At 65.3% G+C, this 22,674-nt stretch carries 19 protein-coding genes; 13 read left to right on the plus strand and 6 right to left on the minus strand.

Features of this window, described 5'->3' with window-relative positions:
• Window positions 1-49: 49 nt before the first annotated feature.
• The 9 genes from benC (at window position 50) to DQ397_RS12145 (ending at window position 9,728) form a co-directional block, all read left to right on the plus strand.
• Window positions 50-1,060, plus strand: coding sequence for a benzoate 1,2-dioxygenase electron transfer component BenC (benC, locus tag DQ397_RS12105; RefSeq protein ID WP_043210792.1), 1,011 nt, complete (start codon window positions 50-52; stop codon window positions 1,058-1,060).
• A 95-nt stretch (window positions 1,061-1,155) separates the two neighbouring features.
• The gene (locus DQ397_RS12110; RefSeq protein WP_043210794.1) at window positions 1,156-1,917 is read left to right on the plus strand and encodes a 1,6-dihydroxycyclohexa-2,4-diene-1-carboxylate dehydrogenase; all 762 of its coding nucleotides are present in this window, start codon (window positions 1,156-1,158) and stop codon (window positions 1,915-1,917) included.
• A gap of 54 nt (window positions 1,918-1,971) precedes the next feature.
• Window positions 1,972-3,300, plus strand: coding sequence for an MFS transporter (locus DQ397_RS12115; protein WP_043210797.1), 1,329 nt, complete (start codon window positions 1,972-1,974; stop codon window positions 3,298-3,300).
• A 29-nt stretch (window positions 3,301-3,329) separates the two neighbouring features.
• Window positions 3,330-4,451: a muconate cycloisomerase family protein gene (locus DQ397_RS12120; RefSeq protein ID WP_043210798.1), complete on the plus strand. Its 1,122-nt coding sequence runs from the start codon at window positions 3,330-3,332 to the stop codon at window positions 4,449-4,451.
• Window positions 4,452-4,579: 128 nt separating this feature from the next.
• Window positions 4,580-4,870 carry a muconolactone Delta-isomerase gene (catC, locus tag DQ397_RS12125; RefSeq protein ID WP_043210800.1) on the plus strand — a complete coding sequence of 97 codons (291 nt, stop codon included), beginning with the start codon at window positions 4,580-4,582 and terminating at the stop codon, window positions 4,868-4,870.
• Window positions 4,871-4,908: 38 nt separating this feature from the next.
• A complete protein-coding gene (catA, locus tag DQ397_RS12130) occupies window positions 4,909-5,835 on the plus strand; it encodes a catechol 1,2-dioxygenase (protein ID WP_043210803.1) in 927 nt (308 codons plus the stop codon).
• A 160-nt stretch (window positions 5,836-5,995) separates the two neighbouring features.
• Window positions 5,996-7,195 (plus strand): benzoate/H(+) symporter BenE family transporter, encoded by a 1,200-nt coding sequence (locus DQ397_RS12135; protein ID WP_148921553.1) that lies wholly within the window; start codon window positions 5,996-5,998, stop codon window positions 7,193-7,195.
• 76 nt (window positions 7,196-7,271) lie between these two features.
• Window positions 7,272-8,522 (plus strand): OprD family porin, encoded by a 1,251-nt coding sequence (locus DQ397_RS12140; protein ID WP_043210805.1) that lies wholly within the window; start codon window positions 7,272-7,274, stop codon window positions 8,520-8,522.
• A 123-nt stretch (window positions 8,523-8,645) separates the two neighbouring features.
• Window positions 8,646-9,728: a metal-dependent hydrolase gene (locus DQ397_RS12145; protein ID WP_043210807.1), complete on the plus strand. Its 1,083-nt coding sequence runs from the start codon at window positions 8,646-8,648 to the stop codon at window positions 9,726-9,728.
• Window positions 9,729-9,784: 56 nt separating this feature from the next.
• Here DQ397_RS12145 and DQ397_RS12150 read toward each other — a convergent pair whose 3' ends face one another.
• From DQ397_RS12150 to DQ397_RS12160, 3 genes are all read right to left on the minus strand, one after another.
• Entirely contained in the window at window positions 9,785-10,795 is a 1,011-nt protein-coding gene (locus DQ397_RS12150) for an aldo/keto reductase (protein ID WP_043210809.1), read from the minus strand.
• Window positions 10,796-10,887: 92 nt separating this feature from the next.
• Window positions 10,888-12,420 (minus strand): FAD-dependent oxidoreductase, encoded by a 1,533-nt coding sequence (locus DQ397_RS12155; RefSeq protein WP_043210812.1) that lies wholly within the window; start codon window positions 12,418-12,420, stop codon window positions 10,888-10,890.
• Between the two features lie 101 nt (window positions 12,421-12,521).
• Window positions 12,522-13,850 (minus strand): MFS transporter, encoded by a 1,329-nt coding sequence (locus tag DQ397_RS12160; protein ID WP_043210814.1) that lies wholly within the window; start codon window positions 13,848-13,850, stop codon window positions 12,522-12,524.
• Between the two features lie 162 nt (window positions 13,851-14,012).
• On the opposite strand from DQ397_RS12160, the gene DQ397_RS12165 reads away from it, so the two are divergent.
• Window positions 14,013-15,110, plus strand: a complete 1,098-nt coding sequence (locus tag DQ397_RS12165; RefSeq protein WP_043210816.1) for a sugar diacid recognition domain-containing protein — start codon at window positions 14,013-14,015, stop codon at window positions 15,108-15,110.
• A 118-nt stretch (window positions 15,111-15,228) separates the two neighbouring features.
• Entirely contained in the window at window positions 15,229-16,365 is a 1,137-nt protein-coding gene (locus tag DQ397_RS12170; RefSeq protein WP_043210818.1) for a glycerate kinase, read from the plus strand.
• 43 nt (window positions 16,366-16,408) lie between these two features.
• Here DQ397_RS12170 and DQ397_RS12175 read toward each other — a convergent pair whose 3' ends face one another.
• Window positions 16,409-18,739, minus strand: a complete 2,331-nt coding sequence (locus DQ397_RS12175; protein WP_043210820.1) for an EAL domain-containing protein — start codon at window positions 18,737-18,739, stop codon at window positions 16,409-16,411.
• Window positions 18,740-18,915: 176 nt separating this feature from the next.
• Here DQ397_RS12175 and hchA point away from each other — a divergent pair, with 176 nt between their 5' ends.
• Window positions 18,916-19,791 carry a glyoxalase III HchA gene (gene hchA, locus DQ397_RS12180; RefSeq protein WP_043210822.1) on the plus strand — a complete coding sequence of 292 codons (876 nt, stop codon included), beginning with the start codon at window positions 18,916-18,918 and terminating at the stop codon, window positions 19,789-19,791.
• A 12-nt stretch (window positions 19,792-19,803) separates the two neighbouring features.
• On the opposite strand, the gene DQ397_RS12185 is transcribed toward hchA, so the two are convergent.
• On the minus strand, window positions 19,804-20,790 hold the full coding sequence (locus DQ397_RS12185) for an NAD(P)H-quinone oxidoreductase (RefSeq protein WP_043210867.1): 987 nt from the start codon (window positions 20,788-20,790) through the stop codon (window positions 19,804-19,806).
• A gap of 152 nt (window positions 20,791-20,942) precedes the next feature.
• On the opposite strand from DQ397_RS12185, the gene DQ397_RS12190 reads away from it, so the two are divergent.
• A complete protein-coding gene (locus DQ397_RS12190) occupies window positions 20,943-21,809 on the plus strand; it encodes a LysR family transcriptional regulator (RefSeq protein ID WP_043210825.1) in 867 nt (288 codons plus the stop codon).
• Between the two features lie 4 nt (window positions 21,810-21,813).
• Here DQ397_RS12190 and DQ397_RS12195 read toward each other — a convergent pair whose 3' ends face one another.
• Window positions 21,814-22,560 (minus strand): enoyl-CoA hydratase, encoded by a 747-nt coding sequence (locus DQ397_RS12195; protein ID WP_043210827.1) that lies wholly within the window; start codon window positions 22,558-22,560, stop codon window positions 21,814-21,816.
• Window positions 22,561-22,674: the final 114 nt, after the last annotated feature.

The following is a 22,674-nucleotide window of genomic DNA, read 5'->3' on the forward strand; positions in this document are numbered from 1 at the left end:
CGGGGTGCCGCAAGGCGCGCCGCGGCCAGGCTCGCCCCGGAGGTACGCCATGAGCTTCCAGATCGCACTGAATTTCGAAGACGGGGTCACCCGTTTCATCCAGGCCGACGGCCACGAAACCGTCGCCGATGCCGCCTACCGCCAAGGCATCAACATCCCGCTGGACTGCCGCGACGGTGCCTGTGGCACCTGCAAGTGCCAGGCCGAGGCCGGGCGCTACGACTTGGGCGACAACTTCATCGAAGACGCCCTGAACGAGGACGAGATCGCCCAGGGTTATGTCCTGACCTGTCAGATGCGTGCGTTGAGCGAATGCGTGATCCGCGTTCCGGCGTCCTCGCAGCTGTGCAAGACCGAGCAGGCCAGCTTCGAGGCCACCATCGCCGATGTGCGGCAGTTGTCCGAAAGCACCATTGCCTTGTCGATCAAGGGCGAGGCGTTGAACCGTCTGGCGTTCCTGCCGGGGCAGTACGTCAACCTCAAGGTGCCGGGCAGCGAACAGACCCGCGCCTACTCGTTCAGTTCGCTGCAAAAGGACGGCGAGGTCAGTTTCCTGATCCGCAATGTGCCGGGTGGCCTGATGAGCAGTTTCCTCACGAGCCTAGCCAAGGCGGGCGACCAGATGACCCTGGCCGGCCCTCTGGGCAGCTTCTACCTGCGCCCGATCCAGCGGCCTCTGTTGCTGCTGGCCGGTGGCACCGGCCTGGCACCGTTCACGGCGATGCTGGAGAAGATCGCCGAGCAGGGCAGCGAGCACCCGCTGCATCTGATCTACGGGGTCACCAACGACTTCGACCTGGTCGAGCTGGACCGCCTGCAGGCCTTCGCCGCGCAGATTCCCAACTTCACCTTCAGCGCCTGCGTGGCCAACCCCGATAGCCAGTACCCACAAAAGGGTTACGTGACCCAGCACATCGACCCACGCCACCTCAATGACGGCGACGTGGACGTGTACCTGTGCGGGCCGCCACCGATGGTCGAGGCGGTCAGCCAGTACATCCGCGAGCAAGGCATCACGCCGGCGAACTTCTACTACGAGAAGTTCGCGGCGGCGGCCTGAGGTTTCACGGGGCTGCCCGCATCGTGCGGGTGAGGGCGGCCCCCTTTTTATTTCGTTCGCGAACGCTGTGGCAGCGGCGCATCGGAGAAGTGCAGATGAACAACAGATTCCAAGGCAAGGTCGCCCTGGTCACCGGCGCCGCCCAAGGCATCGGCCGTGGCGTGTGCTGGCGGCTCAAGGCCGAGGGCGCCCAGGTGGTTGCGGTGGACCGCTCCGAGCTGGTCCACGAGCTGGCCGGGGAGGGCGTGCTGACACTCATCGCCGATCTGGAGCAGCACACTGACTGCGCCCAGGTGATGGCTGAGGCCGTGGCGACCTTCGGCCGTCTCGACATCCTGATCAACAACGTCGGCGGGACCATCTGGGCCAAGCCGTTCGAGCACTACGCGGTCGAGCAGATCGAGGCCGAAGTGCGGCGCTCGCTGTTCCCGACCCTGTGGTGCTGTCATGCGGCGCTGCCGTACATGCTCGAGCGCGGCAGCGGCGCCATCGTCAACGTTTCCTCCATTGCCACCCGTGGCGTCAACCGCGTGCCCTATGGCGCAGCCAAAGGCGGCGTCAACGCGCTGACCGCCTGCCTGGCGTTCGAAACCGCCGGCCGTGGGGTGCGCGTCAATGCCACCGCTCCGGGCGGCACCGAGGCGCCACCGCGGCGCATCCCGCGTAACAGCACCGAGCAGAGCGAGCAGGAAAAGGCCTGGTACCAGCAGATCGTCGACCAGACCGTCGCCAGCAGCCTGATGAAGCGCTACGGAACCATCGACGAGCAGGTCGGCGCGATCCTGTTCCTGGCCTCCGACGAGGCCTCCTACATCACCGGCGTCACGTTGCCGGTCGGTGGTGGCGATCTCGGCTGAGATCGCCTGCGGCAAGGTTTTCTTCACACAACAAAAACAACAGAGATAGATGCCATGCGAACCCTCGACGTCCAAGCGATCATCGACAACGCACGCTTCACGCCCTTTCACTGGATGGTCATGGCCTGGTGCGGCCTGCTGCTGATCTTCGACGGCTATGACCTGTTCATTTACGGCGTGGTCCTGCCGGTCATCATGAAAGAGTGGGGCCTGACCCCGTTGCAGGCCGGTGCCCTGGGCAGCTATGCGCTGTTCGGCATGATGTTCGGCGCCCTGGCGTTCGGCAGCCTGGCCGACCGCATCGGCCGCAAGAAAGGCATTGCCCTGTGCTTTGCGCTGTTTTCCGGGGCGACCATCCTCAATGGCTTTGCCAGCAGCCCTGGCGAATTCGGTATCTACCGCTTTATCGCCGGGCTCGGCTGCGGCGGGCTGATGCCCAACGCCGTGGCGCTGATGAACGAATACGCGCCCAAGCGCCTGCGCAGCACCCTGGTGGCGATCATGTTCAGCGGGTACTCCCTGGGCGGCATGCTCTCGGCAGGCGTCGGCATCTACTTGCTGCCGCGCTTTGGCTGGGAGTCGATGTTCTTTGCCGCAGCGCTGCCGCTGCTGCTGTTGCCGGTGATCCTCTACTACCTGCCGGAGTCCATCGGCTTTCTGGTGCGCCAGGGCCGCGTGAAGGACGCACGTGCGCTGCTCAAGCGTGTGGATCCTGACTGCGATGTGCAGGCGGACGATGTGCTGCAGGTCTCGGAGCGCAAGGCCAAGGGCGCTTCAGTGGCGGCGTTGTTCCGCGAGGGCCTGGCGGTGCGCACCCTGGCGCTGTGGCTGGCGTTCTTCTGCTGTCTGCTGATGGTGTATGCGCTGAGCTCCTGGCTGCCAAAGCTGATGGCCAATGCCGGCTACAGCCTGGGCTCGAGCCTGTCGTTCCTACTGGCGCTGAACTTTGGTGGCATGGCCGGGGCGATCTTCGGTGGTTGGCTGGGGGACCGCTACAACCTGGTCAAGGTCAAGGTGGCGTTCTTCTTGGCTGCGGCCTTGTCCATCAGTCTTCTGGGCGTGAACAGCCCAATGCCGGTGCTTTATGGGCTGATCTTCATCGCCGGCGCCACCACCATCGGCACGCAGATCCTGCTGTATGCCGGCGCCGCCCAGCTTTACGGCCTGTCGGTGCGCTCCACGGGGCTGGGCTGGGCGTCGGGTATCGGCCGCAATGGCGCCATTGTCGGCCCGCTGCTGGGGGGGGCGCTGATGGGCATAAACCTGCCGCTGCAATTGAACTTCATCGCATTTGCCATCCCTGGTGCCATTGCCGCGCTGGCCATGGCCGTGCACCTGGCCAGCGGCCGGCGCCACGGCCTGACCGCGCCTGCCCAGGCCTGACCGTTCACTGACGCAACTGGAGGCCTTGCATGACAAGCCCGACTATCGACCGGCTGGAGGCGATCATCGTCGACCTGCCGACCATCCGCCCGCACAAGCTGGCGATGCATACGATGCAGCAGCAGACCTTGGTGATCCTGCGCCTGCGCTGCAGCGACGGCGTGGAGGGCATCGGCGAGGCCACCACCATCGGCGGGCTGGCCTACGGCTACGAAAGCCCCGAAGGCATCAAAGCCAACATCGACGCGCACCTGGCACCGGCGTTGATCGGCCTGCCGGCAGACAACATCAACGCTGCCATGCTCAAGCTCGACCAGCTGGCCAAGGGCAACACCTTTGCTAAATCCGGCATCGAGAGCGCGTTGCTCGACGCCCAGGGCAAACGCCTGGGGCTGCCGGTCAGCGAACTGCTCGGCGGGCGGGTGCGCGACAGCCTGGAAGTGGCCTGGACCCTGGCCAGCGGCGACACCGCACGCGACATCGCCGAGGCCGAGCACATGCTCGAGGCACGTCGCCACCGGGTGTTCAAGCTCAAGATCGGCGCCAACCCGGTGGAGCAGGACCTCAAGCACGTGGTGGCAATCAAGCGTGCCCTGGGCGAGCGGGCCAGCGTGCGGGTCGATGTCAACCAGTACTGGGACGAGTCCCAGGCCATCCGTGCCTGCCAGGTGCTGGGCGACAACGGTATCGATCTGATCGAGCAGCCGATCTCGCGTATCAACCGCGCCGGCCAGGTCCGCCTGAACCAGCGCAGCCCGGCGCCGATCATGGCCGATGAGTCGATCGAAAGCGTCGAGGATGCGTTCAGCCTGGCCGCCGACGGCGCCGCCAGCATCTTCGCCCTGAAGATCGCCAAGAACGGTGGCCCACGCGCCGTGCTGCGCACCGCGCAGATCGCCGAAGCCGCCGGCATCGCCCTGTATGGCGGAACCATGCTCGAAGGCGCGATCGGCACCCTGGCCTCGGCCCACGCGTTCCTCACCCTGCGCCAGATCACCTGGGGCACCGAACTGTTCGGGCCGTTGCTGCTGACCGAGGAAATCGTCACCCAGGCGCCGGAGTACCGCGACTTCCAGTTGCATGTGCCGCGCACCCCGGGCCTGGGCCTGACCCTGGACGAAGCCCGCCTGGCGCGCTTCGCCCGCCGCTGAAAAACGCACGACCCTGTGGGTGCGGCTTCAGCCGCGAAGCAGACAACGCGGTGGATGGCACCGGCTGTGCCGGTGTTCGCGGCTAAAGCCGCGCCCGCAACGACTTAACCAGACTCAAGGAGAATCCCATGCTGTTCCACGTGAAGATGACCGTGAAGCTGCCGGTCGACATGGACCCGGCCAAGGCCGCGCAACTCAAGGCCGATGAAAGGGAACTGGCCCAGCGTCTGCAACGCGAGGGCACCTGGCGCCATTTGTGGCGTATCGCCGGCCACTACGCCAACTACAGCGTATTCGACGTGCCCAGCGTCGAGGCCCTGCACGACACCCTGATGCAACTGCCGCTGTTTCCCTACATGGACATCGAGGTCGACGGCCTGTGCCGCCACCCCTCGTCGATCCACAGCGACGATCGCTGATTCGAACCCTTGCACAAGAACAAGATGAGGTACGCACCATGACCGTGAAGATTTCCCACACTGCCGATATCCAGAAGTTCTTCGAAGAAGCGGCCGGCTTCGGTAACGATGATGGCAGCCCGCGCATCAAGCGCATCATCCAGCGCGTGCTGCAGGATACCGCGCGCCTGATCGAGGACCTGGAGATCACCGAGGACGAGTTCTGGCTCGCCGTCGACTACCTCAACCGCCTGGGCGGGCGAGGCGAGGCCGGGCTGCTGGTGGCAGGCCTGGGTCTTGAGCATTTCCTCGACCTGCTGCAAGACGCCAAGGACGCCCAGGCCGGCTTGACCGGTGGCACCCCGCGCACCATCGAAGGCCCGCTGTATGTCGCCGGTGCGCCTATTGCTGAAGGCGAAGTGCGCATGGACGACGGTAGCGAGGAGGGCGTGGCCACGGTGATGTTCCTCGAAGGCCAGGTGCTCGACCCGAACGGCCAGCCGGTGGCCGGCGCCACGGTCGATTTGTGGCATGCCAACACCCGCGGCACCTACTCGTTCTTCGACCAGAGCCAGTCGCAGTACAACCTGCGCCGGCGCATCGTCACCGACGCCCAGGGCCGCTACCGCGCACGCAGCATCGTGCCCTCGGGCTACGGCTGCGACCCGCAGGGCCCGACCCAGGAATGCCTGGACTTGCTCGGCCGCCACGGCCAGCGCCCGGCGCACATCCACTTCTTCATTTCTGCGCCGGGCCATCGCCACCTGACCACCCAGATCAACCTGGCCGGTGACCAGTACCTGTGGGACGACTTCGCCTACGCCACCCGTGATGGGCTGGTCGGCGAGATCAAGTTCCGCGAGGACGGCGCGCGGGGTGTACAGGGGCGGTATGCCGAGCTCACGTTCGATTTCCAACTGCAGAAGGCTGTGGACAGCGAGGCAGAGCAGCGCAGCGGACGGCCGCGGGCATTGCAGCAGGGCTGATACCCCGAGGTGTCCCCTTCGCGGGTAAACCCGCTCCCACAGGGACGGTGGGCGGGCTTACTCGTGAAGAACGCATCGCACACGCAACGCCAGCCTGCGATGCAGTCAACACAAAACAAGTGCCAGCCATCAAGGCCGGCCAGCGCTTGCGAGAGGTCCCATGAAAGACCTGTTCAAGGATTGCTCCGTGTCGGCCATCGTCGCCGGCATGATCGCAACGATGATTTCCTATGCCGGGCCACTGGTCATCATCTTCCATGCCGCCGAGGCAGCCGGCTTGCCCCACGCGGTGCTGTCCTCATGGGTCTGGGCGGTGTCCATGGGCAGCGCGCTGCTGGGGGCGCTGCTGAGCCTGCGCTATCGGGTGCCGGTGGTGATCGCCTGGTCGATCCCGGGCTCGGCGCTGCTGGTCACCGCCTTGCCGCAGTTGGGCCTGGAACAGGCCATCGGCGCCTACCTGGTGGCGAACCTGGTGTTGCTGGTGATCGGCATCAGCGGCGCCTTCGACCGCATCATCGCTCGCCTGCCAGGCTCCATTGCCGCCGGCATGCAGGCTGGGATTCTGTTCAGTTTCGGGGCCGAGGTGTTCCGCGCGTTACCGGCACAGCCAATGTTGGTGCTGGCGATGTTCGCCACCTATGTGCTGATGCGCGCGCGCCAGCCGCGCTATGCGGTGGCGATGGTGCTGCTGGTCGGTGCGCTTGTCACGCTATTGAGCGGGCAGTTTCGCAGTGATGCGTTGGTGCTGGAGCTGGCCTCGCCACGCTTGATCGCACCGCAGTTCAGTGTTGCAGCCCTGTTCAGCCTGGCGCTGCCCATGGTGCTGGTGGCCCTGACCGGGCAGTTCATGCCGGGCATGGCGGTACTGCGCAATGCCGGTTACAGCGTGCCGGCGAGCCCGCTGATCAGCGCCAGTGCCGTAGGGGGGGCGTTGCTCGCGCCCTTTGGCTGCCATGGACTGAACCTTGCGGCGGTCACCGCGAGCCTGTGCACCGGGCGCGAAGCCCATGAGGACCCACGCAGGCGCTATGTGGCGGCAGTATCCGGCAGCGTGCTGTACCTGCTGCTGGGTATCGCCGGCGCTACCTTGATGTCGCTGTTCGCGGCCTTTCCCGCCGCGCTCATTGCCGCGCTGGCAGGCCTGGCCTTGTACGGCGCGATCAGTGAGGCCCTGGTCAGGAGCCTGTCCGAACCGGGCGAACGCGACGCGGGGTTGTTCACTTTCCTGGTGACGGCCTCCGGTGTGTCCTTCCTGGGGTTGTCGGCGCCGTTCTGGGGTTTGTTGTTCGGTCTTGCCGCCCACGTCTTGCCACGCCTGCGTCGCCCCCGTGTTCAAGCGGCCTTGCGCCGCGCCCGCTGAAGAGGAGAGGCATCACTCAAGACCCACGCGTTCCCAGCGCTTTACCCATAAAAACAAGATCAAAGAGAGCTTCGGAATGAACCACACCCCTTGTGTCGCCCTGGGCATCACCTTGCTCAGCCAACCCCTGCTGGCCGCGGAAAACGGCTTTTTCGAGGATGCCAAGGCCAGCCTGAGCGCCCGCAACTATTACTTCAGCCGCGACTATTCGGATATCGTCGGGGCCAATCAGCAATCGAAGGCCCAGGAGTGGGCCCAGGGTTTCATCCTCGACTTCAAGTCGGGCTACACCCCCGGCACGGTGGGGTTCGGCCTGGACGCCCTGGGCTTGCTGGGCATCAAGCTCGACAGCAGCCCTGACCGGGTCAATACCGGGTTGTTGCCGGTTCACAGCGATGGCCGCGCCGCGGACGAATACAGCCGCCTGGCGCCGACCTTCAAGGCGCGTCTGTCCAAGACCGAACTGAGGTTCGGCGAACTTCAGCCCAACCTGCCAGTGCTGACGTTCAGCGACATTCGCCTGCTGCCGCCGACCTACCAAGGTGTGAGCCTCAGCTCCGCCGAGCTGGCCGGCCTGACCCTGCAGGCCGGGCACCTGACCTCCAGCCACCTGCGTAACGAGGCCGGTGACGACAAGATGATCGCCATGCTTGGGCATGTGCCCATGCGCCAGGCACAAAGCGACGCCTTCAACTACCTCGGTGGCGACTATGCCTTCAACGACAACCAAAGCAGCGCCAGCCTCTGGTACGGCCAACTGCAGGACATCTACGAACAGGGCTTCATTGGCCTCAAGCACAGCAAGCCGCTCGGCGACTGGGTGCTCAGCGCCAACCTGGGCTACTTCACCGCCCGCGAGGACGGTGATGCGCTGCTGGGCAACATCGACAACCAGGCGTTCTTTTCGATGCTCACCGCCCGGCAGGGCGGGCACAGCTTCCATGTCGGCTATCAGGGGATCTATGGCGACAGCCCGTTCCCTCGGGTATTCGCCAACATCTCGCCGCTGGGCAATGAAGTGCCGACGTACGAGTTCGCCTACACCGACGAGCGTTCCTACCAGGTGCGTTACGACTACAACTTCGCCGCGATGGGTATCCCTGGACTGACGGCCACGGTGCGCTACATCACCGGCAACAACGTCGACACCGGCCAAGGCTACGAGGGCAAGGACCGCGAGCGCGACCTGGATCTTGGTTACGCGGTGCAGGGCGGGCTGTTCAAAGGCTTGGGGATTCGCGTGCGCAATGCCATGGCACGCTCCAACTACCGCAGTGACATCGATGAGAACCGCTTGATCCTGGTGTATACCTGGCAACTGCTGTAAGCCTTCTTGAGCCTCTACGACGCAAGGCCCAGGTGCAGCCTGCGATAGGCTGCGCAGCCGCCCCTTGGCGAGTACGGTGAATGAGGGTAGGTTCCTGAAAAACACCGATCAGGGACTTTCACCTTGGACTCACTGACCCAAGCTGTCCTCGGCGCCGCCCTCCAAGGCGCGGTGCTGGGGCGTATCCAGGGGCGTCGTTCGTTGTTGTACGGCGCGGCCCTGGGCACCTTGCCGGACCTCGACGTGCTGATCCGCTATGCCGACCCGGTGTCGCAGATGACTTACCACCGAGGCTTTTCCCACTCCCTCTTCGTCCTCACCGCCCTGGCGGCGGCCCTGGCCTGGCTGGTCAGCGCGGTCGCCCGAAGGCGCTGGCCCGACAAAGGCTACCGCCTACCGCGGGTGTTCCTGGCGTTCTGGCTAGTGTTGGTGACTCACCCGATACTCGATGCGTTCACCGTTTACGGCACCCAGTTGTTCTGGCCCCTGCACCTGACCCCGCAGAGTTGGGCGGCGGTGTTCATCATCGATCCTGTGTACACCTTGCCCTTGCTCGGCGCTGTGCTGTACGCGGCGTTCAAAGGCATGAGTGGCAAGGCTGTCACCGTGCTAGGCGTGGCCTTGGCGTTCAGCACCGCTTACCTGGGCTATGGGCTGGCCGGGCGCATGGCGGCCGAACAGCGTTTTGCGCTCGCCCTCGATGAGCAGGGCATTGCCGTGACCCACGTGCGCGCCGTGCCCATCGCCTTCAACAGCTTGGTCTGGGGGGTATTGGCCAAAACCCCGGATGGCCAGTACTACGAAGGCATCAGCAGCGCCTTTGACCAGGAACCGCCGGAAATGCAGCGCCAGTCGCTGAACCTGGAGGCCGCCCAGGTACTGCGTGGCATGCCGCTGCACGAGCGACTGCGTTGGTTCACCGATGATTGGCTGCGCTACGACAGGGTGGGCAATGCCTTGGTGGTGACCGACCTGCGCATGGGCATCCCAGGCAACTACACCTTCCGCTTCCAGATGGCCAGCCGGGACAGTACCGGGCGCTGGAACGCGGTGACGCCGACCCTGTGGCTGGGCGATGGCGTGGGCTCGATGTTTAACGGCGAGGACCTCGCGCTGATCTGGCGGCGCATTGTCCAGCAGCAGCCTCCGCTGCCGCTGGCGGCCTGGACCGAGAAATACCTAGGGCAACGCGAGGCGGGGCGTTGAGCCTTGCCATCGCCCGAGGCTGAGGGATTGCAGTGGGGGCTGCGCGCGCCCAACGCCTATGGGCGAGCCAGGCGCCCGGTGACGAAATGCGCCACATCGTTGAACCCGGGCGTCGAGGCATGCCCCGGGGTGACCAGCGAATCGATGAAGGCCTCGTCCTCGGCGGTGATCTTCACCTCCAGCGCACCGGCATAGGTGTCCCACTGCGCCTCGGTGCGCGGTCCGACGATCGCCGAACTGACCAGTTGGTTGTTCAGCACCCAGGCAATGGCGAACTCCACGATCCCGACCCCTTTGGCCTGGGCGTAGGCCTGGATTTTCTGGGCGATGGCCAGCGATTCCTGGCGCCACTCTACTTCCATGATGCGTTTGTCCTGGCGCGCAGCGCGGCTGCCAGCCGCAGGCTCGGCACCCGGCGCGTACTTGCCGCTGAGCACGCCTCGGGCCAGCGGGCTGAACGGCACTACACCCAGGCCATGGTAGGCGGCTGCAGTCAGTTGCTCGGGCTCGGCCTGGCGGTTGACGATGTTGTACAAAGGCTGGCTCACCACCGGCTTGGCCACACCCAGGCGTTCGGCCAGGTTGCACAGCTCGGCGATGCGCCAGCCGCGGAAGTTGGACACGCCCCAATAGCGGATTTTGCCTTGTTGCAGCAGGTCGCCCATGGCCCGCACCGTCTCTTCCAGGGGCACCTTGTGGTCTTCGCGGTGCAGGTAGTAGATGTCCAGGTAGTCCAGGTCCATACGCGTGAGCGAGGCCTCGATGGCATTGAACAGGTGCTTGCGCGAGAGCCCACTGCGGTTGGGCAAGCCTTCTGCCGGGCCGAAACCGGCCTTGGAGGCGACGATCCAGTCCTGGCGATGGCGGGCCACGGCCTCGCCGACGATCTCTTCGGAGCGCCCGGCGTTGTAAACGTCAGCGGTGTCGATGAAGTTGATGCCTTGGTCCCAGGCCTTGTCGATGATGCGCAGCGAGTCCTCGGTGCTGGTCTGTTCGCCGAACATCATGCTGCCAAGGGTGAGGGCGGAAACCTGAAGGCCACTGTGGCCGAGGGGGCGGTAGATCATGCGCGGCGCCTTGTGTCGAGGAGTGTAGGGCTGTTTTACACACATCCACCTGCCATTGAAAGGATCCGGCTGGCCACAGGGCACGTGCAGGCTCAGCCCGGCCAGGCATCGATCAGTTCCCGCGCCTCGCGACTGTTCAAGGGGCGTTTCATCCGTTGCGACAGTACCGCCATGACGCGGGCGTAGCCTTTGGCGATCACGGCTTCGACCTGATCGTCGATGCATTGCAGGGCAATGAAATCGCCTTTCTCCGGTTCACCCACATACTCGATACGGTTCCAGTGCTGCCCATGACCGAGCACTTCATAGGTGCGTCCGTGTTGGTAGGTCCAGAAGAACGGCACGTCGTCGTAACGGCGCTGCTCACCGAGCATGTTGGCGGCGGCGATCACGCCGTGCTGTTCGGCCAGTCGCCAGTGCTCGATGCGCACGGGGCGGCCGGCCAAGGGGAAGGTGACGATGTCGCCGGCGGCCCAGAGCCCTTCGGCGGCGTGCAGCTCGGCGTCCACCGGCAAGGACTGATCGTCTGCCAGCTCCAGGCCCTGCACGAAACCGGTGGCCGGTCTGACGCCCACTCCCAGCAGCACCAGTGCGGTATCCAGGCGCTCGCCATTGGCCAGCACCACGGTCTGGACGTGGTCGGTGCCTTCGAAGCGTTCGACCTCCGTCGGCCCATGGAACACCACGCCCTTGCGCTCGTGCAGCTCGCGCAGGGTGCGGCCGATACGTTCGCCGAGCTGCCTGGCCAGGGGGATTTCATGGCGGCTGACCACATGCACTTGCGCGCCGTACTTGCGCAGGGCCGAAGCCGCCTCCAGGCCGATAAAGCCGTCGCCGACGATGACCACCGGCTGGCCCGGTTCGGCGGCATCGAGCAGGCGTGCGGCGTCGTCCCGGGAGCGCAACAAGCAGATGCCAGGCAACTGGACGCCGGGAAGGTCCGGGCGTTTGGGTTTGCCCCCGGTGGCCACCAGGGCCGCGTCGTAATCCAGGCGCTTGCCGTCGGCCAGCAGGATCTGGCGCTTGGCGACATCCAGCGTCCGCACCTTGGCGTGCCAGCGCTCCAGATGGCCCTGGCGCAGGGCTTCAGGCTCGAGCAGGGCGGGGACTTCGTCGGGGGCCATCTGCCCGGCGATGACGAATTTGCTCAAGGACGTGCGGTCGTAGGCAGGGTGCTGTTCCTGGTCGATCCACACCAGACGGCCGCCGAAACCATGGCTGAGCAGGGTTGCCACCGCCGCGCTGCCAGCCGCACCCGCGCCTATCACGGCAAAGCAGCGGGCGTCGCTGTGCCGGGGAGGGTTGGCCCTGGGCAGCGGCTGGTCGTCGACCAGGATCTCGCCGTTTTTCACCTGCACGGGATAACGCCGCAGGTCGGCCAGGGCCGGAGGCTCGCAGACCGCGCCTTCGTCCACGGCGAACGCCGCCTTGTGCCAAGGGCACACCAGCAACCCGCCACACAGGGCACCTTCGTCCAGCGGCGCGCCTTCATGGGGACAATGGGCCTGGTAGGCATGCACCAAGTCGCCCTGACGGATCAGGATGACTTCTTCGCTGCCAGCCTGGACGCGCAAAGGCGTGTGGTCGTCGAGCTGTTCGAGGCGGGCCACGCTGTGCTGGGTCATGGGGCGTCTCCGTAGAACCGTTCAGGTTCATTTGACGCCTTCGCCGAGCCGGGGATGCAACAGACCGACGATCGGAGGCGCTGAAGCGCCCCCGAACAGCTTCAGTTGGCGCGGGCAGCGCTCAGCGCGCCGGCACGGGTCGCACGCAGGGCCACGAGGCTGCCGAACACGATCAGCGCGGCCAGCGAATAGAGCGCAGCGTCGGTGGAGCCTGTCTGGTCCTTGATGAAGCCGACCAGGTAGGGGCTCAGGAAACCAGCCATCTGGCCCACCGAGTTGATGATCGCAAGGCCCGCTACGGCAGCGCTGGCACTGAGCAGGGCGGTCGGCATCGGCCAGAACATCGGCAGCCCGGTCAGCGCGCCCATGGTAGCGATTGACAGGCCCAGGATGGCGATGGTCGGGCTCTGGGCGAAATTCACCGCGATCAACAGACCGAGCGCACCCATCAGCATCGGCACCACAAGGTGCCAGCGCCGCTCGTTGCGCAGGTCCGCCGAACGCCCGACGACGATCATGAACACACCGGCCAGCAGGTAGGGGATGGCGCTCAGCCAGCCGATCAGCAGCGGATTGTCGAAGCCCAGGTTCTTGATGATCGAGGGCAGCCAGAAGTTGATGGCGTACACGCCGCTCTGGATGCAGAAGTAGACGAAGCCGAAGGTCCAGACCAGCGGATTGGTGAGCACGGCCAACACACCGTCACCCTGGGTGGTGGGCTTGCCAGCGGCATCGGCCTTGAGGTCGGCCTCGATCACCTGGCGCTCGGCCGGGCTCAGCCAGGCGGCTTTCTGGTAACCGTCGCTGAGCAGCAGCACGGCGAGGATGCCCAGCACCACGGTAGGCACGCCCTGGATCAGGAACATCCACTGCCAGCCGGCCAGGCCGTGCTGGCCTGCGGCGAAGTGATCGAGGATCCAGCCGGAGAACGGCCCGCCCAGCAGCCCCGAGACCGGGATCGCCGACATGAACAGCGCCATGATGCGGCCGCGGCGGTCCGCCGGGAACCAGCGCGAAAGGTACAGGACCACGCCGGGGAAGAAGCCGGCCTCAGCGGCGCCGGTGAGCAGGCGCAGGGCGTAGAACTCCGTGGGCGTGGTGACGAACAGCAGGCAGGTCGAGAGCGTACCCCAGGCGATCATCATCAGTGCGATCCAGCGCCGCGGGCCGAAGCGGTTGAGCGCCAGGTTGCTGGGCAGGCCGCACAGCACGTAGCCGATGAAGAAGATCCCGGCACCCAGGCCGTAGACGGTCTCGCTGAACTTCAGGGCGTCGAGCATTTGCAGCTTGGCGAAGCCGACGTTGACGCGGTCCAGGTAGTTGAACAGGTAGCAGATGAAGATGAAGGGAATCAGCCGCACGGTGATACGCCGGTACAGCGCATCGCGGGTGATGTCTTTGCCTTGGTCAGGGGCGGGGCTGTGTGCCATGATCGGATTCTCTTTTTTTATGGTTGTCGCGGCGTCGCGGGTTCCGGCGCTCGCCACGACGAGTCTCGGTGAGCGCGGCGCGGCTGTCTTTGTGCTTTTGCACAGCTTCTGGCACGGGCCGCTGTGCCGGCGACCAAAGCCTACCACCGCAAGGACCCTTGAATGTTCGAACTGGACCACGACCTGGCGCAGGACATCGTCGACCGGGCGATGGCTATCCTGCCGTGCAACGTCAACGTCATGGACAGCCAGGGTTTGATCCTGGGCAGTGGCGAGCCGGAGCGTATCAACACCCGCCATGAAGGCGCGCAATTGGTGTTGGCCAACGGGCGGATCGTCGAACTGGATGTGGAGGCCGCCAAGTGCCTCAAGGGCGTGCAGCCCGGGGTGAACCTGCCGCTGATGCTCGATGACCGCCTGATCGGCGTGTTGGGGCTTACGGGCGATCCGCAGCAGTTGCGTACCTATGGCGAGTTGGTGCGCATGACCGCCGAAATGCTCCTGGCCCAGCGCCACTTGCAGGTGGAGCAACAGTGGCGGCGTCAGCGCTGCGACGACCTGTTGGCCTTGTTGCTCGGAGGCAGCAGCGATTCCCCACGGCTGCTCGATGAAGCCCAGCAATTGGGCCTCAAGCCCCAGTTGCCTCGGGTGCCGTGCCTGTTCGAACTCGAGCCTGGGCCGAGCGCGGAGACATTGTCCGGCTGGTTGATGAGTCGTTTTCCCGACAGTTGGTGCGTCAGCCCGGCCCGGCATTCGTTGTTGTGGTGTCGGCCTGCAGGCGTCGCGCTGGATGAACAGCGCCTGGTCGAACGTCTTCATCGCCATGGCTGGCAGGTCCAGCGCCTGGCCATGGGCAATACGGCGCAGAGCCTGGAGCAACTGCGCCGGGGTTATCGGCGGGTGCGCGACCTGCTCGCCTACGGGCGCGAGGTCCTGCCTCAGGAACGGCTGCTGAGTCTATCGCGCTACCGCCTGCCTGCCTTGCTCTGGCGCCATCGCAACGATGACGCGCTGGACGAACTGCTCGAGCCCTTGCAGCGCATCCGCGCCAAGGATGCCAGCGGGCAGTTGCTTGCGACCCTGCGCGCCTGGTGTGCCCACGACGGGCAGAGCCAGGCCTGCGCCGATGCCCTGGGTATCCATCGCAACAGCCTGAGGTATCGCCTGGAGCGGATCGCCGAGGTGAGCGAGGTCGATCCGTTGCGCCTTGAAGGGATGCTCAGCCTGTACCTGGGCTTGCAACTGCTGCCGACGCAGTGATGCCCCCTGGCAAAAAAGGCATTCGCCCAAACAACACCGCAACGCTTTTGTGCATTCGACAGAGGCCCCGCTGCACCACAACTGGCAGCATGCGGGGTATCTGGACAGGAGAATCCCCATGAAAGTCGTCATCGCCCCCGATTCGTTCAAGGACAGCCTCGACGCTGCCGGTGTGGCCCGCGCTATCGGTGCGGGCCTGGCCGAAGTGTGGCCGGACGCCGAACGGGTCGAATGCCCCATGGCCGATGGAGGCGAGGGGACCATGGACGCGATCCTGGCCGCCAGCCATGGCGAGCTGCGTCGCCAGGTGGTACGTGGGCCGCTGGGCCATAGCGTCGAGGCCGGCTGGGGCTGGCTGGCCGAGAGCCGTACGGCGATCATCGAGATGGCCCAGGCCAGTGGCTTGCAACGGGTGCCGACCGACCAGCGTGATGCGTGCCGCAGCAGCACCTGGGGCACTGGCGAGCTGATCGCCGCCGCGTTGGCCGCCGGTGCGACGCGCATCGTCCTGGCCATTGGCGGCAGCGCCACCAACGATGGCGGCAGCGGCATGCTGCGAGCCCTGGGCCTGCGCCTGCTGGATGCCGACGGTCAGGCACTGGAGGAGGGCGGGTTGGCCTTGGGCCGACTGGCCCGTATCGATGCCAGCGATCTGGACCCCCGCCTGGCGGAGGTTCAGGTAGAGGTGGCGGCCGATGTCGACAATCCTTTGTGCGGCCCCAATGGCGCCTCGGCGATCTTTGGCCCGCAGAAGGGCGCAAGCCCCGCGCAGGTGCAGGCACTGGACCAGGCCCTGGGGCATTTTGCCGACCTGTGCGCACAATTGCTGGGTGACGATGTGCGTGAGTTTCCCGGATGTGGCGCGGCGGGCGGCATGGGCTTTGCGGCCAAGGCCTTCATGGGCGCGCAATTCCGCCCTGGGGTTGAAGTGGTGGCAGAACTGGCAGGGCTCGATGCGCTGGTGCAGGGGGCGGATCTGGTGATCACCGGGGAAGGGCGCTTCGATGCCCAGACCTTGCGCGGCAAGACGCCGATGGGCGTGGCCCGGGTGGCCAAGCGTCATGGTGTGCCTGTGGTGGTGCTGGCCGGAACTTTGGGCGAGGGCTACCAGCAGTTGTATGCCCATGGCATCGATGCGGCCTTCGCCTTGGCCAGCGGGCCGATGAGCCTGGAGCAGGCGTGCGCCCAGGCAGCGCAGTTGTTACAAGCGCGGGCCACTGACGTCGCCCGGTTGTGGCAGGTGGCGCGGGGCTGAACGCGATTCGCGGCGATGGGTCGCCTGGACGCAGGAGACGCCGTCAGAGGCTGCAACAGGCGCTGTCCCGGGCGCCACTGAAGGGCGGGTATTCCAGCAGTTGCGCCGGTGACAGAGGCCGGCTGAAGTGGTAGCCCTGAGCGCTGTCGCATCCGGCGAGTTTCAGGCACACCACCTGCTCGCGGGTCTCCACGCCCTCGGCGATCACTTCCAGGCCCAGGCGTTTGGCCAGGATGATGGTGGAGGAGACGATCGGGCTGTCGTCGTGGCTATTGCACAACGGGGCGATCAAGGCACGGTCGATCTTGAGTTTGGTCAGTGGCAGCGCATGCAGGTGGGCAAAGCCTGCATAACCTCGACCGAAATCATCCAGGCTGACGCCCAGGCCTGCCTGGCGTAGGCGGTGCAGGTGGTCCAGCGCGGTGCCTTCGGGGTCGAGCACGGTGGTTTCGGTGATTTCCAGCTCCAGCCGGTGTGCGTCGATGGCATGCTCGTGCAGCGTGGCCAGCAAGCGCTCGCTGAAGTCCATCTGGCGCAGTTGCAAGGCCGAGACATTGACTGCCAGGCGCTCATCACGCCCTTGGGCTTGCCAGCGGCCGAGCGCTTCGCAGGCAAGGCGCAGCACCTCCCAGCCCAGCTCTACGATGAAACCACTGCGCTCGGCCATGGCGATGAAGCGATCAGGGTAAAGCAAGCCGAACTCAGGGTGGTTCCAGCGCACCAGCGCTTCGTAGCCCTGCACCTTCAGGGTGTCGAGGCGAATCTGGGGTTGGAAATGGAGCAGGAACTGGCGTTCGGCCAGGGCGATGCCGAAGGCTTGCTCGAGGGTGAAGGCCTGGATGTCGGAAAGGTTCAAGGACGGGTCGAAGAAGCGGTACTGGGCGCGCCCGGCCTGCTTGGCCGAGTACATCGCAGCGTCGGCGCAGCGGATCAGTGTGTCGATGTCCTGACCATCGCGCGGGCAGATGCTCACCCCGACACTGGGGCTGGTATTGACCTCCTGGCCGTCCAGGGCATAGGTGGCCGAGAGCTTGGCGACCAGCTCGCGCACCCAGGTGTCGATCTGCTCCTCGTCGCGTTCGCCGGCCAGCAGCACCACGAACTCGTCCCCGCCAAAGCGCGAGGCCTCGTCGCCGAGTTCCAGCAGGCGCTGGATGCGCCCGGCCACGGCCTGTAGCAGCAGGTCGCCGATCTTGTGGCCGAGGGAGTCGTTGATCGATTTGAAGCGGTCCATGTCGATGAACAGGATCGCCATCAATCGGCGCTTGCCCCGTTGCCAGGCCAGGGCCTGGGTCGCCACTTCGACGAATTGTCGGCGATTGTGCAAACCGCTCAGGTGGTCGGTAGCAGCGGCGTGGCTGCTGCGTCGATGTTCATCCTCCAGGCGGCCGATCAGTTGCTGGTTGACCCGTTGGGCGTGCTCCAGGGCACTGAAGGCCTCCTGGCGCTTGCCCAGCAGGCGCAGGCTCCAGGCGAGGCTGGCGAGAATCATCAGGGTCATGCTCAGGTTCAGCCAGAACTGGCGGGCGTAGGTCAGCGCCGAGGGGGCGAGGATCTCATCGTGCTGCTGGCTCACCACCACGCTGAACCCCCGGTTGGCCACGCGCCGGTACAGGCTCTGGTAGGCGCCCTCGACGCTGTACTGGGTGAGCAGGCCGGCCTCCTCACCGGTTTCGGGCAGGTTCGGCATCAGTCGGTCGCCGGTCATCACCACGCCGCTGGAGTCGATGCGCAGGCGCTCCTGGCCATCGTCCTGGAGCACACGCATCAACCCGGTGCGGCCTAGGTCGATGTGCTGGAGCAGGACAGCGAGATAGCCGACATCCAGCTGTACCACCAGGAGGCTGTCGATCTCCCGCCCGCGCACGTCGGTCAGCGGCAGAATGAACGGCAGGCGCCAGTGGAGCCCGGACGTTGGGGTGTATGAAGGCGCGAGGTGGGGCATGAAGGGTTTGAAGCCATCGTGGGAAACCCGCACCTTGAGCTGGTCGAGCCAATCCGGGGGCAGCGCCTGGGGTTCGTCGGCGTGGCTGGAGGCGAGCAGCCGGCCCTGGCGGTCATACAGGCTCATGCGCTTGAACGCTGGGTCTTCGACCAGGATCCGCGCCAGGCTCAGATTGCCCTGGCGCAGGGATTTCATATCGTGCTGTGTCACCCGGCCCACCGCTTGGGCGCGGTCCACCAATTGGCCAAGGTTCTGCGCGACGATACTGGCCAGGTTCATGTGCTCGGCGGCCTTGGCCGACAGCGCATCCTGGCGCGAGGCGGCCTTCTGGGTAACGTGCAGCCCCCACAGGAAGGCGAGGGTGATGGCGCAGAGCGTCAGTATCAGTAGGGGGAGCAACCCTGCGGACGATAAGAAACGGCGAATCACAGCTGATGGTCCCGACCTTGGGTAGTGATCGGAAAATACGACAGAAAGATGACAGCTGGATGACTGGTGGCACATAGCCTTTATTGACCGACGCACCGCAAGTCGCGTCCTGCGATAGCTTTTACTGGGCTGGACTAGACTGCCCGATTGTCCCCACCAGCCTGTTGGAGAACGCCATGGCACAGCCGAACGATGACAAACGCCCCACGCCTGACCCGGCCGAGGACAATGCGTTTTTCCCCTCGCCCTATTCGCTGAGTCAGTTCACTTCGCCCACATCCGACCTCAGTGGCGCCGATTACCCAAGGCCCTACACGGGAGGCCGCTGGAAAGTGCTGATGATCGGTGCCGACGAGCGCTACTTGCTCACCGACAACGGCACGATGTTCTCCACCGGCAACCATCCGGTGGAAACCCTGCTGCCCATGTACCACCTGGACAAAGCCGGCTTTGCCTTCGATGTGGCGACGTTGTCTGGCAACCCGGTCAAGTTCGAGTTCTGGGCGATGCCTTCGGAGGATGCCGAGGTCAAGGGCCTGTACGCCCGCTATCGCGATGCCTTCAAACAACCGCTCAAACTCGAGGATGTCGTCGAGCGTGCATTGGGCCCTGACTCGGACTACATCGGTGTGTTCATCCCCGGTGGCCACGGCGCGTTGATTGGCCTGCCCGAAAGCAAAGCGGTGAAACAGCTGCTGCTCTGGGCGGCCAAGCACGACAAGTTCGTCATCACTCTATGCCATGGCCCAGCGGCGCTGCTCGCCGCGGGTCTCGGCGAGACGCGCGATAGTTGCATCTACAACGGCTACCGCATCTGCGCCTTCCCGGACGATCTGGATGCCAAGACCCCGGACATTGGCTACATGCCCGGGCACCTGACGTGGAAGTTCGGCGAACAGCTCAAGGCCCTGGGCGTGGAAATCATCAACAAAGACATTTCCGGCGCCACCTTGCAGGACCGCAAGCTGCTCACCGGCGACAGCCCGTTGGCCGGCAATGCACTGGGCAAGCTGGCGGCCGCTGCGCTGCTCAAGGAAGTCGGCGCCGGGTGAGTTTCTTTGGTGTCAGGCGTCGACGGTCAGCACCACCTTGCCCATGTGCTGGCCGCTTTCCATCAAGGCGTGGGCCTGGGCCGCATCGCCCAGGGCGAAGGTGCGGAAGATCAGAGGCTTGACCGCGCCACTGCGCACATGGGGCCAGACGTGTCGTTGCAGGTCGGTGATGATCTGCGCCTTGTCGTCTGCGGTTCGTGCACGCAAGGTCGAGCCTGTGTGGGTCAGGCGCTTGACCAGCATCGGGAACAGGTCAACCTGCGGCGCCGGGCCCTTGATGACGCCAATCTGCACGATCCGCCCGTTCATGGCCGCGGCCTGGAAGTTACGCGCTACGTATTCGCCGGCGATGATGTCGACGATCACGTCCACACCCTGGCCCTCGGTATGGCGCAAGACCTCCTCGACGAAGTCCTGGCGGTTGTAGTCGATCGCAACGTCGGCACCCAGGGCCTGGCTGGCCGCTTGCTGTTCGGGGTTGGCGACGGTGGTGAAAATCCGCGAGGCACCGAGGGCCTTGGCCAGCATCGTCGCGGTGGTGCCGATACCGGATACGCCCCCGTGGATCAGCACTGACTCGCCGGCTTTGAACCCGCCTCGCTGGAACAGGTTGACCCAGACGGTCATGAACGTCTCGGGCAGAGCCGCGGCTTCGATCATCGACAGGCCCTCGGGCAGGTGCAAGGTGGTACGCTCGTCGGCCACGGCGTATTCAGCGTAGCCGCCACCGGTCACCAGTGCGATCACCGGATCACCAACGGCAAAACCTCGGACTTCGCTGCCAAGGGCAACGACTTCACCTGCGATCTCCAGGCCAGGGATGTCCGAGGCACCTGCGGGTGGGTCGTACAGGCCCTTGCGCTGGAGCAGGTCCGGGCCATTGACGCCTGCGGCGCGAACCTTGATCAGGACCTCGCGTGCGGCAGGCTCGGGAATCGTCCGGCGAGTGGGTTGGAGGACATCGGGTCCGCCCGGTTGGGTGATCTCGATGGCGGTCATGTTGGAAACGTTGTTCATGGGTACTGTGCCCTTGTGAGGTGAAGGTTGGCCGCGTTGGCGACTTGCTCCCAAGGGTACGGAACTCGTCGGCCCCGGGCGCGCGGCGATTTCGCGGCGCGCTGTTGCACAAGTGCTGTGAGGAAAGACCATCGATGAATTGGGATGACGCAAGGATCCTGCTGGCCCTGGGCCGCGAACAGACATTGCGCCGGGCCGCGCGCGTGCTGCGGGTCGACCAGGCGACCGTAGGGCGACGGATCGCTGCGTTGGAGGCCGACCTGGGGTCGACCCTGTTCCTGCGAACGCCCGCAGGCTATCAACTGACCGCCATTGGCGAGGAGGCGTTCGCGCTCGCGCAGAAGGTCGAAAGCGCGGCGCTTGAGCTCACCCGGCGTATTCGCGGGGTAGACAATGAAGGCGCTGGGGAGGTGCGGATTTCCACCACCGATTCCCTGGCCTGCGATTTCGTGATGCCAGCCCTGCGTCAGTTGCACCTGGCCCACCCTGAGATCCGCGTGGTGCTGCATGGCTCCTCGGATTTGGTCAACCTGTCGCAACGCGAGACCGATATCGCCATCCGCAACCAGCGTCCGGACAACCCGGACCTGATCCTGCGCAAGCTGGCGAGCTGGCCGATGGGCCTGTACGCCAGCACCGACTATCTGGCCCGCCAAGGCGAACCGGTGCCGGCCAGTGGTTTCGCAGGGCACGATTTGGTGATGTATGAGCCGTACTGGCGTGATCGGACAGTGCCGACGCTGGTCGATGAGGTGATCGACCAGGGGCGGGTGGTGGCAGCGGTGAACTCCAGCATGATGGTGCGCCGCGCCATCGCCGAAGGCTTAGGAATCGGCGAGATTCCCATTGCCCTGGGCGAGCGCGACGGCTTGGCGCGGGTCTGGCCGTCACGTGAACGCAGCGCGCCTTACGAGGTGTGGATGGTCACCCACAAAGATTTGCGCCACACGGCCCGGGTTCGTCTGGTCATCGACCAGTTGGTCCGAACCTTCGAGGGCTGAGCGGTCAGTCCTTGAGCAGGGCGCGCAAGGCGGCCTTGGCTTCAGGGGTTTGCAGGCGTTCGACGAACAGTTGGCTTTCACGCTCGACTGTGGCCTCAAGTTCGGCGCGATGGGCCTCTTTGATCAGGCGCTTGCTGATGAGCAGTGACTCACGGGGCATCGCTTGCAGGCGCCGGGCAAGCTTCCGCGCCGCCGCCAGGCATTGCTCGCCGTCTTCGTGCAGTTCGTTGGCCAAGCCCCAGTCCACGGCCTGCTCGCCGGACAGCAGTTCATTGGCCAGCAGCAGGCGAGCGGCGCGGGCATGGCCGAGCAGGCGAGGCAGCAGCAGGCTGGAGCCGAATTCCGGACACACCCCTAGCGGTGCGAAAGGCATGCGCAGTTTGGCCGAGCGGCTGACCAGCACCTGGTCACAGTGCAGCAGCAGGGTGCTGCCGATGCCGATGGCCGCGCCGTTGACGGCGGCGATCAGTGGTTTCTTCACACCCATGACCACACGCATCAGGTGAAACACCGGGCTGTCCCGGTCACGTGGCGGGTTATCGAGAAAGTCGCGCAGGTCATTACCGGCGCTGAAGCATTGCGGGCCGCCGGTGAGCAGGATGACGTCCACCTGCGGGTCTTCGTCAGCCGCCAGCAGCCGCTCGGCGAGCTGCTCGTACATGGCGATGTTCAGGGCGTTGAGCTTGTCCAGGCGGTTGAAGGTCAGGGTCAACAGGCCTTGGTCCAGCTCGCGTGTGATCAGGTCGTTCATGGCAGCCGCTTTTGTTGTTGGAATCGGGGTCTTGGCGCGAGGGCGCCGTGAGGGTTTATCACGGTGCTTGGCTTGTTGTACAGTCGTTCAGCCAGACTAGTCCCCTTGTGGGAG

This window comes from Pseudomonas sp. CK-NBRI-02 (assembly GCF_008124495.1).
GTDB lineage: Bacteria > Pseudomonadota > Gammaproteobacteria > Pseudomonadales > Pseudomonadaceae > Aquipseudomonas > Aquipseudomonas guariconensis.